This is a genomic window from Actinomadura sp. NPDC048021, assembly GCF_040653135.1.
Taxonomy (GTDB): domain Bacteria; phylum Actinomycetota; class Actinomycetes; order Streptosporangiales; family Streptosporangiaceae; genus Spirillospora; species Spirillospora verrucosospora.
Genome location: NZ_JBEZJQ010000032.1, coordinates 90,380 through 104,133 on the forward strand (window position 1 = coordinate 90,380; position 13,754 = coordinate 104,133).

12 protein-coding genes are annotated in these 13,754 nt (G+C 72.2%); 8 read left to right on the plus strand and 4 right to left on the minus strand.

Annotated elements, in window-relative coordinates; genetic code table 11:
• Window positions 1–65 precede the first annotated feature (65 nt).
• Window positions 66–290 (minus strand): (2Fe-2S)-binding protein, encoded by a 225-nt coding sequence (locus AB0C87_RS37145; protein WP_345187280.1) that lies wholly within the window; start codon window positions 288–290, stop codon window positions 66–68.
• 234 nt (window positions 291–524) lie between these two features.
• On the opposite strand from AB0C87_RS37145, the gene glgX reads away from it, so the two are divergent.
• The 5 genes from glgX (at window position 525) to AB0C87_RS37170 (ending at window position 9,070) form a co-directional block, all read left to right on the plus strand.
• Complete coding sequence (glgX, locus tag AB0C87_RS37150) at window positions 525–2,690, plus strand: glycogen debranching protein GlgX (protein WP_345187278.1); 2,166 nt, start codon at window positions 525–527, stop codon at window positions 2,688–2,690.
• Between the two features lie 74 nt (window positions 2,691–2,764).
• Window positions 2,765–5,053: a malto-oligosyltrehalose synthase gene (treY, locus tag AB0C87_RS37155; RefSeq protein WP_360581547.1), complete on the plus strand. Its 2,289-nt coding sequence runs from the start codon at window positions 2,765–2,767 to the stop codon at window positions 5,051–5,053.
• A complete protein-coding gene (gene treZ / locus AB0C87_RS37160; protein WP_360581548.1) occupies window positions 5,050–6,903 on the plus strand; it encodes a malto-oligosyltrehalose trehalohydrolase in 1,854 nt (617 codons plus the stop codon). The genes treY and treZ overlap by 4 nt, the downstream gene beginning before the upstream one ends.
• Window positions 6,904–7,026: 123 nt before the next feature.
• Entirely contained in the window at window positions 7,027–7,698 is a 672-nt protein-coding gene (locus tag AB0C87_RS37165; protein WP_026402549.1) for a response regulator transcription factor, read from the plus strand.
• A 100-nt stretch (window positions 7,699–7,798) separates the two neighbouring features.
• Entirely contained in the window at window positions 7,799–9,070 is a 1,272-nt protein-coding gene (locus tag AB0C87_RS37170) for an ATP-binding protein (RefSeq protein WP_345187269.1), read from the plus strand.
• Between the two features lie 14 nt (window positions 9,071–9,084).
• Here the strand turns inward: AB0C87_RS37170 and AB0C87_RS37175 are convergent, their stop codons facing one another.
• A complete protein-coding gene (locus AB0C87_RS37175; RefSeq protein WP_345187267.1) occupies window positions 9,085–9,669 on the minus strand; it encodes a GtrA family protein in 585 nt (194 codons plus the stop codon).
• Between the two features lie 290 nt (window positions 9,670–9,959).
• On the opposite strand from AB0C87_RS37175, the gene AB0C87_RS37180 reads away from it, so the two are divergent.
• On the plus strand, window positions 9,960–11,120 hold the full coding sequence (locus AB0C87_RS37180; protein ID WP_345187304.1) for a 5-(carboxyamino)imidazole ribonucleotide synthase: 1,161 nt from the start codon (window positions 9,960–9,962) through the stop codon (window positions 11,118–11,120).
• A 65-nt stretch (window positions 11,121–11,185) separates the two neighbouring features.
• Complete coding sequence (gene purE, locus AB0C87_RS37185) at window positions 11,186–11,653, plus strand: 5-(carboxyamino)imidazole ribonucleotide mutase (RefSeq protein ID WP_345187302.1); 468 nt, start codon at window positions 11,186–11,188, stop codon at window positions 11,651–11,653.
• Between the two features lie 43 nt (window positions 11,654–11,696).
• On the opposite strand, the gene AB0C87_RS37190 is transcribed toward purE, so the two are convergent.
• Complete coding sequence (locus AB0C87_RS37190) at window positions 11,697–12,116, minus strand: CoA-binding protein (RefSeq protein WP_360354335.1); 420 nt, start codon at window positions 12,114–12,116, stop codon at window positions 11,697–11,699.
• 61 nt (window positions 12,117–12,177) lie between these two features.
• Window positions 12,178–13,512 (minus strand): nucleotide sugar dehydrogenase, encoded by a 1,335-nt coding sequence (locus AB0C87_RS37195; protein WP_353835109.1) that lies wholly within the window; start codon window positions 13,510–13,512, stop codon window positions 12,178–12,180.
• 114 nt (window positions 13,513–13,626) lie between these two features.
• Between AB0C87_RS37195 and AB0C87_RS37200 the strand changes: the two genes are divergently transcribed.
• A partial coding sequence (locus tag AB0C87_RS37200; protein ID WP_360581550.1) for an acyl-CoA dehydrogenase family protein occupies window positions 13,627–13,754 on the plus strand: 128 nt, incomplete at its 3' end.

Below are 13,754 nucleotides of genomic sequence, written 5' to 3' on the forward strand. Positions count from 1 at the left end.
GGGACAGTACCTAATCGCCCACAGCGCGTTCCCCTATTGGAACGGAACGTGAGGGAGGGGTCTGTTCAGGCGGCGGTCGTGGACGCGGGATCGTTGCCGCCGAGCAGGGCGTCCGCCAGGGCCGTGGAGGCGCGGTACTCGCTGACCATCGTGTGGATGCGTTTGGTGCACAGACCGCAGCCCGGCTTGAAGCCGCAGGCCGCCTTGACGGCCTTGGCCGTCGTGCAACCGCTCGCCATGCAGCCGTGAACGTCGTCCTCGGTGACGGCGTTGCAGATGCAGACGTACATTCCGGTGGGAGACCTTCCGTGCGGCTCGTCCTCTTCGCAGCGTGCCCCACCGGCGCCGGTTAGGGCGCCCTCATTAAGGTAAGGCTCCCCTAACGTAACCCACGGATGTCCGTTCTGGCCAGTGGGGTCCTGATCGGTGTGATCCATCCCCCAGAGGGAAGGGCTTCCGGGGTGCGGCCCCCGGAACGTGCGCGGTCGGGCGCCCGGCGCCGCACCCTACGAAGGGCGGACCAATTGGCTCAGGTTTGGCCGGGTGACGCCTACCCCCTGGGGGCCCGGTTCGACGGCGCGGGAACGAACTTCGCCGTCTTCTCCGAGGTGGCCGAGAAGGTGGAGCTGTGCCTGTTCGACGGACCGGCGGGCGACGGTGAGGAGACGCGGCTGACGCTGCCGGAGGTGGACGCCTTCGTGTGGCACGGCTACCTGCCGGGCGTCATGCCGGGACGCCGGTACGGGTTCCGGGTGCACGGGCCGTACGATCCGCCGCGCGGCCTGCGCTGCAACCCCTCGAAGCTGCTGCTCGACCCGTACGCCCAGGCCGTCGAAGGCCAGGTCGACTGGGACGAGGCGTGCTTCGGATACAACTTCGGAGACCCCTGGTCGCGCAACGACGCCGACTCGGCGCGCCACACGATGCGGTCGGTGGTCGTCAGCCCGTACTTCGACTGGGGGGACGACCGCCCGCCCCGCACCCCCTACCACGAGACGGTGATCTACGAGGCGCACGTCAAGGGGCTCACCGCCCGGCATCCGGACATCCCGCCGGCGATGCGCGGCACGTACGCGGCGCTCGGCCACCCGGTGATCACGGACCACCTGCGCTCGATCGGGGTGACGGCGGTCGAGCTGATGCCCGTCCACCAGTTCGTCCACGACGACGCGCTGACGAGCCGCGGGCTGCGCAACTACTGGGGCTACAACACCATCGGCTTCTTCGCGCCGCACAACGAGTACTCCTCGTCCGGCCAGCGCGGCGAGCAGGTGCTGGAGTTCAAGGCGATGGTGAAGTCGCTGCACGAGGCCGGGATCGAGGTGATCCTGGACGTCGTCTACAACCACACCGCCGAGGGCAACCACCTCGGGCCGACGCTGTCGTTCCGCGGCCTCGACAACGCCTCGTACTACCGGCTCACGGAGGACGACGGCCGCTACTACATGGACACCACGGGCACCGGCAACAGCCTGCTGATGCGCAGCCCCCACGTCCTGCAGCTGATCATGGATTCGCTGCGGTTCTGGGTGACCGAGATGCACGTGGACGGGTTCCGCTTCGACCTCGCCGCGACGCTGGCCCGCGAGCTGCACGCGGTGGACCGGCTGTCGGCGTTCTTCGACCTCGTCCAGCAGGACCCGGTCGTCTCCCAGGTCAAGCTGATCGCCGAGCCGTGGGACGTGGGGGAGGGCGGCTACCAGGTCGGCAACTTCCCGCCGCTGTGGACGGAATGGAACGGCCAGTACCGGGACACTACGCGCGACTACTGGCGCGGGCAGCCGGGCACGCTGCCCGACTTCGCCTCCCGGCTGACGGGCTCGTCCGACCTGTACGCCGACGACGGCCGCCGTCCCATCGCCTCGATCAACTTCGTGACCTGCCATGACGGCTTCACGCTGCACGACCTCGTCTCCTACGACGGCAAGCACAACGAGGCCAACGGGGAGGGGAACCGGGACGGCACCGACGACAACCGGTCGTGGAACTGCGGCCACGAGGGCGAGACCGACGACCTCGACATCATCTCGCTGCGCGAGCGGCAGAAGCGCAACTTCCTGACCACGCTGTTCCTGTCGCAGGGCGTGCCGATGCTCCTGCACGGCGACGAGATAGGGCGGACGCAGGGCGGCAACAACAACGCCTACTGCCAGGACAGCGAGCTGTCCTGGGTCGACTGGACGGGCCTGCGCGACGACACGTTCTTCGACGAGCGCGGCCCGCTGCTCGACTTCGTCCGCCGCCTGTCGGCGCTGCGCACCGAGCATCCGGTGTTCCGGCGGCGGCGCTTCTTCACGGGCGGCGACGAGAGCTCCAAGCGCACCCGCGCGGGAGCGAGGCCCGAGGATCTGCCCGACCTCGTCTGGTTCACGCCCGGCGGGGCGGAGATGACCGGCCGCGACTGGTCCGCCGGCTTCAACAAGTCCCTCACCGTGTTCCTGAACGGCGACGCGATCGGCGAACCGGACCGGCGCGGACGGCAGGTCAGGGACGCCTCGTTCCTGCTGCTGATCAACGCCCATGACGGGGACCTGGCGTTCGCGCTTCCGCCCGTGCTGTACGGGCAGATGTGGATAAAGGTGCTCGACACCGCCGATCCGCTGCTCGCCGAGGAGGAGTCGCCCGTCGTGAAGTCCCGCGAGAACGTGCCGGTCGCCGCCCGGTCCATCCAGGTCATGCGCCGGGTCTGAGGCGGGGGTACGAGATGGAGGCCGAGCCCGCCCCCGAGGAACCGATGCCCGTCACCGAACCCCCCGAGGAAACCGTGTCCGAGGACCACAGCCCCGAACGGGCGGAGACATCCGAACGCGTGGACGGCGGCGTCCCGGAGGAGGACGCCCTCGCCGCGCCGCCGACCGGCACCTACCGCCTCCAGCTCCGAGGGACGCCCGAGGCGCACTTCGGGTTCGCCGACGCCGCGGCGCTGGCCCCCTACCTCGCGGCCCTCGGCGTGTCGCACGTCTACCTGTCGCCGGTCCTGCAGGCCGCGCCGGGCTCCACGCACGGCTACGACGTCGTCGACCACTCCCGGCTGTCGGAGGAGCTCGGCGGACCGGAGGCGTTCGGCGCCATGGTGACCCGGTTCCGGGCGCACGGGCTCCGGGTGCTGGTGGACGTCGTCCCGAACCACATGGCGATCCCGGAGCCGGCCGGGCTGAACCTGCCCTTCGCCGACGTCCTGGCGGAGGGGCCGCGGTCGCGGTTCGCCCGGTGGTTCGACGTCGACTGGGACGCCGGCGGCGGGCGGCTCGTCCCGCCCGGCGAGGGCGAGCCCAACTACCGGCGCTTCTTCGACATCTCCGGCCTGATCGGGCTGCGGCAGGAGGACGCGGAGGTCTTCGAGCGCACGCACGCGCTCCTGCTGAACCTGGTCAGGGACGGTCTGGTGGACGGGCTGCGCGTCGACCATCCCGACGGGCTCGCCGACCCGCGCGGCTACCTGCGGCGGCTCGCCGAGGCCGCGCCGGACCGCTGGCTGCTCGTCGAGAAGATCACCGAGGGGGAGGAGCGGCTGCCGCCGGACTGGCCGTGCGCGGGCACCACCGGCTACGACGCGCTCGGCATGATCGGCGGGCTGTTCCTCGACCCCGCCGGGGAGGGGCCGCTGACCGACTACTACGTGTCGCTGAGGGGCAACCCGGCCTCCTTCGAGGAGGTCGAGCGCGACGCCCGGACGCACGCCGCCGAGCACGGCCTCAGGCCCGAGATCGAGCGGCTCCAGCGCGTCCTCGCCCGGGTCGTGGGCGAGCGCCGTCCCGGCCTGGAGAGGGCACTGGTCGAACTGCTGGTCTCCATGCCCGTCTACCGCGCGTACGTCGTGCCCGGGGAGGACGCTCCCCAGCAGGCCGTGGACGTCGTGAACGAGGCCGCCCGCCGTGCGCGCACCCACCTGCCACAGGACCTGTACGACGACCTTGAGGTCATCGTGGACCTGGCTCTGGGGCGCGGTGAGCGCACCGACGCCGAGTTCATCGTGCGTTTCCAGCAGACCTCCTCCCCGCTCGCCGCCAAGGGCGTGGAGGACACGGCGTTCTACCGCTGGAACCGCATGGCCGCGCTGAACGAGGTGGGCGGCGCGCCGGGCCGGTTCAGCGTCGGGCAGCCGGACTTCCACGCGTTCTGCATCCGGCTCGCCCGCGACTGGCCGTTGACGATGACGACGCTGTCCACGCACGACACCAAGCGCGAGGAGGACGTGCGGGCCTGGCTGGCGGTGTTGTCGGAACTGCCCGCGGAGTGGGCCGAATCGGTGGAACGGTGGCGGAACTGGGGGCCCGGCACATCACCCCTGGAACCGGACCTGGAGTACCTGTTCTGGCAGACGCTCGTCGGTGCGTGGCCGCTCACCATCGGGAGGCTGGAGGAGTTCCTCACCAAGGCGATGCGCGAGGCCAAGACGCGCACTTCCTGGGCCGAACAGGATTCCGGCTACGAGGAGGCCGTCCTGGAGTACGCGCGCGGCGTCCTGGCCGATCCGGACCTGGTGACCGACATGACGTCCTTCGTCGCGAAGCTGGCCCCGTACGCGCGCGTGAACACGCTCGGGCAGAAGCTCGTCCAGCTGGCGATGCCGGGCGTCCCGGACGTCTACCAGGGATGCGAGATGACGGGCCTGTCGCTGGTCGACCCCGACAACCGGCGGCCGGTCGACTACGGGCGGCGCCGCGAGCACCTGTTCCGGCTCGACACCGGGCGGCAGCCGAAGGAGGTGGACGACGAGAAGCTGCTGGTCACGTCCCGGGCGCTGCGGCTGCGCCGGTCCCATCCGGAGTGGTTCGGGCCCGGTTCCCGGCACGAGCCGATCACCGCGCGCGGGCCCGCCGCCGACCACGTCGTGGGGTTCGCCCGGGGCGAGGCCGTCGCGCTCGCCACCCGGCTCCCCGTGGGGCTGGAGAGCCGCGGGGGCTGGAAGGGGACCCGCGTGGACGTCCGCCGTCAGGGCTGGCGGGACGTCCTGACCGGCTGCACGCACATGGGCCCGATCCTGGACGCCTCGCGCGTGTTCGAGCACCTTCCCGTCGCGCTGCTCGTCCCCAGGGAGATCGATCGGTGAGCGCGCGTTTCGAGGTGTGGGCCCCGGCCGCCGGCCGCGTGGACGTCGAGGCGGGCGGCGCCCGGTACGCCATGGAGCCGCGGTCTCCCGATCCGGGGCCTTCCGGATGGTGGGAGGCCGTGGTGCCGGACGCCTCCCACGGCACCGACTACGGGTTCGTCCTGGACGGGGCGGACGAGGTGCTGCCCGACCCCCGTTCACCCTGGCAGCCCGACGGCGTCCACGGTCAGAGCCGCGTCTACGACCACGGACGGTTCGCCTGGACCGACCGGCACTGGCACGGACGCCCGCTCGCCGGAAGCGTCCTGTACGAGATGCACGTGGGCACTTTCACGCCCGAAGGCACGTTCGACGCGGCGATCGAACGTCTCGACCACTTGGCGGCACTCGGCATCGACGCCGTGGAACTGCTGCCGGTCGCGTCCTTCCCCGGCCGTCACGGCTGGGGATACGACGGTGTTCACCTTTGGGCGCCGCACGAGCCCTACGGCGGGCCCGACGGTCTGAAGCGTTTCGTGGACGCCGCCCATGCGCGCGGTCTGGCCGTAGTGCTGGACGTCGTCTACAACCATCTGGGACCGGACGGGAATCGCCTGGGAAGTTTCGGCCCGTACTTCACGAGCGCCCATGCCACCCCGTGGGGCGACGCAGTGAACTTCGACCAGGAAGGGTCGGACGAGGTTCGCGCGTTCGTCGTCCAGAACGCGCTGATGTGGTTGCGCGACTACCACCTGGACGGGCTGCGCCTCGACGCCGTCCACGCCATCACCGACCACGGCGCGGTGCACCTACTGGAAGAGATGGGACGCGCCGTGGCGGCGCTTTCGGCCCACCTCGGCCGGGAACTGTTCCTCATCGCCGAATCGGATCTGAACGACCCGCGCCTGGTGACGTCCAGAGAAGCGGGCGGTTACGGGCTGGACGCCCAGTGGAGCGACGACTTCCACCACGCCCTGCACGCCGCGCTCACCGGTGAAAGGCAGGGTTACTACTGCGACTTCGGCTCTCTGGAAACGCTGAAGAAGGCCTTCACCAGAGCCTTCGTGCACGACGGCACCATGTCGACCTACCGGGGACGGCATCACGGCCGGCCTGTGAATGTCCGGGAGACGCCCGCGCACAGGTTCCTCGGTTTTCTCCAGAACCACGACCAGGTGGGCAACCGCGCGGCGGGGGACCGCATCGGCGCCCTTCTGCCGTCTCCTGGCCTGCTCAAAGTCGGCGCGGCGCTGCTCCTGCTCTCGCCTTTCACGCCCATGCTCTTCATGGGCGAGGAATGGGGCGCGACGACCCCCTGGTGCTACTTCACCGACCACCAGGACCCGGAGCTGGCGCGCGCGGTCAGCGAGGGGCGGCGGCGCGAGTTCTCCCGGCACGGCTGGAGCGGCGAGATCCCCGATCCACAGGCTGTGGAAACCTTCCGCCGGTCCGTCCTCGACTGGACCGAACCGGACCGGCCGCCGCACGCCGGCCTGCTCGAATGGCACCGCGACCTGATCGCGCTGCGCCGCTCCCGGCCCGAGTTGAACGACCCCCGGCTGACCGCGGCGACGGTCGAGACGCACGACGGGGCGCCCGGCGGACCGGACGACGGGGCGGACGACGTCGCGGCGCGGTGGCTGACCGTGCGGCGCGGCTCGGTGTGCGTGGCGGCGAACCTCGGTGACCGGCCCGCCCTGGTTCCGGTGCCCGGTTCCGGCGGGGCCGCCCCCGGGCTGCTGATCGCGTCGGATCCGGCGATTCGCCTTGACCCGGTCGGCCTCGGCGATTCCGGAACGGCCTCGGTGGTGCTGCCGGGCGCCTCGGTCGCGGTCCTCGACCTGGCCGGGCCCCCCGCCCTGCGGGCGTGATGCGGCCTACATCCCGATCGCGACTGAAAAATGGTGATCGTGGATGTACTACGAGTGGCAAACCGCAGGTCAAGAGCGCGGCGGTAGCCGAGCAAAGGTCAAGTTTGGTCATACGATCGGTTCATGACCTCAGTACTGCTCGCCGAGGACGACACGTCCATCTCCGAGCCTCTCGCCCGCGCGCTGCGTCGCGAGGGGTACACCGTCGAAGTCAGCCCCGACGGCCCTCAGGCGCTGGAGCGGGCGCTCGGGGGCGGCGTGGACCTGATCGTCCTCGATCTCGGCCTTCCCGAGCTGGACGGCCTTGAGGTGGCCCGCCGGGTGCGGGCCGAGGGGCACGGCGTGCCCATCCTGATCCTGACCGCCCGTGCCGACGAGGTCGACACCGTCGTCGGGCTGGACGCGGGCGCGGACGACTATGTGACCAAGCCGTTCCGGCTGGCGGAGCTGCTCGCGCGGGTGCGCGCCCTGCTGCGCCGGGGCAGCACCGAGACTCCGATCGTCCAGGGGGTGCGGATCGACGCCGAGTCGCGCCGCGCCTGGATGGGCGAACAGGAGCTGCAGCTCACCACCAAGGAGTTCGACCTGCTGCGCGTCCTCGTGCGGGACGCGGGCAAGGTCGTGACCCGCGAACAGATCATGCGCGAGGTGTGGGACACCAACTGGTGGGGTTCCACCAAGACCCTCGACATGCATATTTCCTGGCTGCGCCGCAAGCTCGGCGACGACGCCGGCAGTCCCCGCTACATCACCACGGTGCGGGGCGTCGGCTTCCGGTTCGAGCGCGGCGACTAGCTCCGGCCGCCGCGGCCCGGCGGGACGCCGGGGGCCTTCCCGAGAGGCCCCCGGTGCGCGTTGCCGCACGGTCCGCGGCCCCACCCCTGAAGGAGCCCTGATGAGGCGCCGACTGCTCCTGTCGACGCTCGCGGTGGCGGTGGTCGCGCTGCTCCTGCTCGGCATACCCCTCGCCTACGCCGCGCACAAGCTCGTCTACGAGGAGGCCGGCCGGTCACTGGACCGGGAGGCGTCCTCGATCGCGGGCGGCGTGGGCTACAGCCTGGAGGCGCGCCAGCCGGTGACCCCCGCGGTCCTCGCCCGGGAGTACCCGGGACGGCATGTCTCGATCACGCTGCCGGACGGCCGGACGCTCACCGCCGGGCCGCAGCGGCGCGGTCGCGTGCTGTCGGCGACGGCGGCGCAAGGCCGGGTGCGGGTGCGGGTGTCGCGCCCGGAGGCGCAGGTCCGCGACGCCGCGCTGCGGCTGCTCCTGCTCGTCGGCAGCCTGGCCCTGCTCGGCGTGGCCGTCACGGTCGGCCTGGCGATGGTGCAGGCCCGCAGGCTGACGCTGCCGCTGGTCGACCTCGCCGAGACCGCCGACCGGCTCGGCAGCGGCAACGCCCGCCCGCGCCCGCGCCGCTACGGCATCCCCGAGGTCGACCGGGTCGCCGAGGTGTTAGACCGCAGCGCCGTCCGCATCACCGACCTGCTGGTCGCCAGCCGCGAGTTCGCGGCCGACGCCAGCCACCAGCTCCGCACCCCGCTGACCGCGCTGTCGATGCGGCTGGAAGAGATGATCGACGCCGCCGACTACCCCGACGTCGTCCGGGAGGAGGGGGCGGCGGCGGTCGCGCAGGCCGAGCGGCTCGTCGCGGTCGTTGAGCAGCTGCTCGCCCGCGCCCGGCACGACCGCACCGGCGGCGCGGTGCCGTCCCCGATCGACGAGATCATCGCGCAGCAGGTCGAGGAGTGGCGGCCGAGCTTCCGCAAGGCCGGACGGGACGTGCGGATCATCGGCGAGCAGGGACTGGTCGGCATGACCCATCCCGAGGGCCTCTCCCAGATCGTGGCCACCCTCCTGGAGAACTCGCTGACGCACGGCGCCGGCACCGTGACCATCCACACCAAGCCGGGCGCGAGCTCGGTGGTGGTCGAGGTCGGCGACGAGGGCGAGGGGATCCCGTCGGAGCTGGAGCCCCGCATCTTCGAACGCAGCGTCTCCGGCGGCCGCGGCACCGGCCTCGGCCTCTACCTGGCCCGCTCCCTGGCGGTGGTGGACGGCGGGCGCCTGGAGCTGATCCAGTCCCGTCCCGCGGTCTTCGGGGTCTTCCTGCGCCAGGCCGCCGAGGTCCGGCTGGCCGCGGAACGCGTGGTCATGGGCCCCGCCTGAGGGCCCGGCGCCGGTCAGATCTCGGCGTAGTCCTCGGCCGTCCGGTCGAGGGGGCGCCGCAGCCGGGGCGCGCGGCCCGGGGCGGCGCGGGTCGCGCCGGGGCCCTCGGCGGCGGCCTCGGCGGAGGGGGCCTCCGGCAGCCCGGACGCGGGGTCGACGTGCGGGGCGCTCGCCGGCAGGAACACCCACTTCTTGTAGGACCAGAAGCGGAACAGTGTCGCCACCGCGGTGCCGATGACCAGCGCGATGTTGTAGAAGACGGCGCCGTCCAGCCCGAGGACGTAGTGCGAGAAGCCGATGAACAGCTCGGTGATCACCAGGCCGACGCCGTTCAGCGCGAAGAACAGCACGTACTCGCGGCCGAGGCCGGTGCGGTCGCGGTGCCGGAACGTCCAGTAGCGGTTGGCGAGGTAGGAGAACGTCGTCGCGACCACCGTGGCGACGCCGTTGGACGTGAGCGGGCCCACCCCCAGGCCGGTGTGCAGGCCGTTGCCGATCGCGAACGTGATGACGAATGCGATGGCGCCCACGCTGCCGAACTGGGCCAGTTCGCGCATGAGGTGCGCGAACCGCCGGTGGATTCTGGCGACCAGGCTCACGAAGGGGAACCGTCCTTCCGGGCTTGCACTGCTGGGCACGGCGGGCGGCCGGCGACTACGGGGGAGGCACCACGAGGATAGACGTCCGTGGCCCCCGGGACGCCGGAACATGAACGGTAGGCGCTCACCTCCGGTCCGTGCCCATTGCCGGGCCCCCCACACACCGCCGGCGCTCCCCGCGCGCCTTCTCCCCCCGCGCCCCTTCGACCCCCCACAGTCCTTCGACGCGGGTGCCGCGTGGTTCGTTCGCCCCGCCCGCCCGATAGCCTTTCGACGTGAAGGTTCGTGAGATGCCCGTGGTCGGGATGGCGGGCGGAGGGCAGCTCGCAAGGATGACCCAGCAGGCCGCGATCGCCCTCGGCGTGTCGCTGCGCGTGCTCGCCGGGGCGCCGGACGAGTCGGCGGCCAAGGTCGTCTCGGACGTGCGGGTCGGCAACGACCGCGCCCTCGACGACCTGCTGGGCTTCGCCCAGGGCTGCGACGTGGTGACGTTCGACCACGAGCACGTCCCGGGGCCGCACATCCAGAAGCTGGAGGCCACCGGCGTCCCCTGCCGGCCCGGGTCGGCCGCCCTCGCCCACGCCCAGGACAAGCTCGTCATGCGCGAACGCCTGAGCGAGCTCGGCGTTCCCTGCCCCGCCTACGCGCCCGTCCCCTCGCCCGAGCCGCGGGCGTTCCTGGAGGCGTTCGGCCGCGAGCACGGCTGGCCGCTGGTCCTGAAGTCCACGCGCGGCGGCTACGACGGCAAGGGCGTCTGGGTCGTCGGCGACCTCGCGGAGGCCCAGGTCGCCGACCGGCTGCAGGCCGAGGGCGTCGACCTGATGGTGGAGCAGCACGTCGCCTTCGGCCGCGAGCTGGCCGCGCTCGTCGCCCGCTCCCCCTACGGGCAGGGCGCCGCGTACCCGATCGTGGAGACCGTCCAGGAGGGCGGCATCTGCACCGAGGTGATCTCGCCAGCGCCCGGCCTGCCGAAGGACCTCGCCGTCGAGGCGCAGAGCCTCGCCCTGCGCGTCGCCGAGGAGCTGAACGTTGTCGGCCTCCTCGCCGTCGAGCTCTTCGAGACGGACGCGGGGCTGCTGGTGAACGAGCTGGCCATGCGCCCGCACAACTCCGGGCACTGGACCATCGAGGGCGCCCGGACGTCGCAGTTCGAGCAGCACCTGCGGGCCGTCCTCGACCTGCCGCTCGGCTCCACCGAGCCCACCGCCCCGTACACGGTCATGGCCAACGTCCTCGGCGGCGACGACCCGGACGTGTACCCCCGCTACATCCACGTGATGGCCCACGACCCGGGCGTCAAGGTGCACATGTACGGCAAGGAGTCCCGGCCCGGCCGCAAGATCGGCCACGTGACCGCGCTCGGCGCCGACCTCGCCGAGGTCCGCGAGCGCGCCCGGCACGCCGCCGACTACCTGCGCTGGGGCCCCGCCATGAAAGACCATGCTCGATGAGGGACCGTGCGGTGAGCGAGTTCGAGGAGGAGGCGCGCGTGAGCGACCCGGTCGTCGGCGTGGTGATGGGGAGCGACTCTGACTGGCCCGTCATGGAGGGCGCCGCGAGGGCGCTCGAAGAGTTCGGCGTCCCCTACGAGGCCGACGTGGTGTCCGCGCACCGCATGCCGCACGACATGATCGCCTACGGGGAGGACGCGGCGTCCCGCGGCCTCCGCGTGATCATCGCGGGGGCGGGCGGCGCCGCGCACCTGCCGGGCATGCTGGCGTCGGTGACGCCGCTGCCGGTGATCGGCGTGCCCGTCCCGCTGAAGTACCTCGACGGGATGGACTCGCTGCTCTCGATCGTGCAGATGCCCGCGGGCGTCCCCGTCGCGACGGTGGCGGTCGGCGCGGCCCGCAACGCCGGCCTGCTGGCCGTCCGGATCCTGGCCGCGTACGACGACGACCTGCGCGCCAAGATGGCGGTGTTCCAGCGGCACCTCTACGGCGAGGCCAAGGCGAAGGGCGCCCGGCTGCGAGAGCGGCTCTGAGGGGCGCCCGCCGCCCGCGCGGCGGCGGGCCGGACAGGGCCGGTCAGCGCCGCAGGGCCCACTCGACGGCGGGGCAGCGGTCCATGACGACGTCGAGCCCGGCGTCCCTGGCACGCCCGGCCGCCGCCTCGTCGATCACCTGGAGCGGCAGCCACACCGCCTTCGCGCCCGCCGCGATCGCCTCGTCCACCGCCTGCCCGGCGTGCTCGGCGCGGCGGTAGACGCCCACCACGTCCACCTCGGAGGCGTCCGGGACGTCGGCGAGGGAGGCGTACCCCTTCTCGCCGAGCACCTCGCGCGCCTCCGGGTGCACGGGGATGATGCGCTTCCCGCGCTGCTGCATCAGCCGGGCCTGGGTGTGGACCTCCCGCTCCGGGTTGTCCCCGAGGCCGACGAAGGCCCACGTCCTCGACTCGTTCAGCAGGCGGCGGATCACGGCCGGGTCGGCGAAGTCAGCGCTCATGCCCGCGACAACACCGCCCGCGGCCGCTTTAGTTCCGCGCCGGTTCCGCGTCAGCCCCGCGTCACGGGCGTCCCAGGGCCCGGTAGTTCCACCCGGCCGCGCGCCACCGCTCGGGGTCGAGCGCGTTGCGCCCGTCCACGATGTTGCGCTCCGCCACGGCCCCGGCGACCGTGGCCGGGTCCATGTCGCGGAACTCCGCCCACTCCGTCAGCAGCAGCACGGCGTGCGCGTCCTGGACGGCCGACATCGCCGACTCGCCGTACTCCAGCGTCGGCTGGGCGCGGCGCGCGTTGCGCATGGCCTGCGGGTCGTAGACGGTCACCCGGGCGCCCTGGGCGCGGATGGAGGCGGCCACGTCCAGCGCGGGCGAGTCGCGCACGTCGTCGGAGTTCGGCTTGAACGCGGCGCCGAGGACGCCGACCGTCCGCCCGGCGAAGGAGCCGCCGAGCAGCTGCCGGGCGAGGTCCACCATCCGGATCCGGCGCCGGATGTTGATCTCGTCGACCTCGCGCAGGAAGGTCAGCGCCTGGTCGGCGCCGAGCTCGCCCGCCCGGGCCATGAAGGCCCGGATGTCCTTCGGCAGGCAGCCGCCGCCGAACCCCAGCCCCGGGCCGAGGAACTTGCCGCCGATCCGGTCGTCGTAGGACAGCGCCTCCGAGAGCTTCGTCACGTCCGCGTGCGCGGCCTCGCAGACCTCCGCCATCGCGTTGATGAAGGAGATCTTGGTGGCGAGGAACGCGTTCGCCGACACCTTGACCAGCTCGGCGGTGGGGAAGTCGGCGGTGATGAAGGGCGTCCCCTCGGCGATCATCGTCCGGTAGACCTCGCGGAGCACCTTCTCGGCGTGCTCGGCGGCGCCCGGCTCGGCGGGCAGCCCGGCCACGATCCGGTCGGGGTGCATGGTGTCCTGGACGGCGAAGCCCTCGCGCAGGAACTCGGGGTTCCAGGCGAGCACGGCGTCGCCGCCCGCCGGCGCCGCCTTGGCGAGCGCCTCGCCGAGCCGCGCGGCCGTCCCGACCGGCACGGTCGACTTGCCGACGACCAGGCAGGGCCGCTCCAGCAGCGGCGCCAGCGACGCGATCGCGCCGTCGACGTAGGTCAGGTCGGCCGCGTACTCCCCGGCCTTCTGCGGGGTCCCGACGCACAGGAAGTGGACGTCGCCGAACTCCGCGACCTCCTCGTAGGAGGTGGTGAAGCGCAGCCGCCCGGTCTCCAGCCCCCTGCGCAGCACGGGTTCGAGCCCCGGCTCGTACACGGGCAGGTCGCCGGCCGAGAGCCGCGCGATCTTCTCCTCGTCCACGTCGAGACCCAGGACCTCGAAACCCAGGTCGGCCATGCACGCCGCGTGGGTCGCGCCGAGGTAACCGGTTCCGATGACCGTCAGCCGGTGGGACAAGGCCTGCTCCTCTCCGTTCGCTGCCGCCGACCGGCGGCCCTATTGGACACGTGCCCGCTGCGGGCGGGTACCCGCGTCGGCCGCCACTGCCTACTGGCCGGTAGCATCGGCGGCATGAGTGCTGACTTTCCCTCGTACGCGCCGTCCGAGGAGCATGAGCTGCTGCGGAGTTCGGTGCGTGAGCTGGCCGAGGCCAAGATCGCTCCTTTCGCGGCGGAGGTGGATGAGGAGTCGCGGTTCCC

Excerpts from the sequence above, each read along its gene's own strand:
- AB0C87_RS37145 (WP_345187280.1), bottom strand. The coding sequence starts at position 290 with ATGTACGTCTGCATCTGCAACGCCGTCACCGAGGACGACGTTCACGGC.
- AB0C87_RS37165 (WP_026402549.1), top strand. The coding sequence starts at position 7,027 with ATGACCTCAGTACTGCTCGCCGAGGACGACACGTCCATCTCCGAGCCT.
- AB0C87_RS37170 (WP_345187269.1), top strand. The coding sequence starts at position 7,799 with ATGAGGCGCCGACTGCTCCTGTCGACGCTCGCGGTGGCGGTGGTCGCG.
- AB0C87_RS37180 (WP_345187304.1), top strand. The coding sequence starts at position 9,960 with ATGCCCGTGGTCGGGATGGCGGGCGGAGGGCAGCTCGCAAGGATGACC.
- purE (WP_345187302.1), top strand. The coding sequence starts at position 11,186 with ATGGGGAGCGACTCTGACTGGCCCGTCATGGAGGGCGCCGCGAGGGCG.
- AB0C87_RS37190 (WP_360354335.1), bottom strand. The coding sequence starts at position 12,116 with ATGAGCGCTGACTTCGCCGACCCGGCCGTGATCCGCCGCCTGCTGAAC.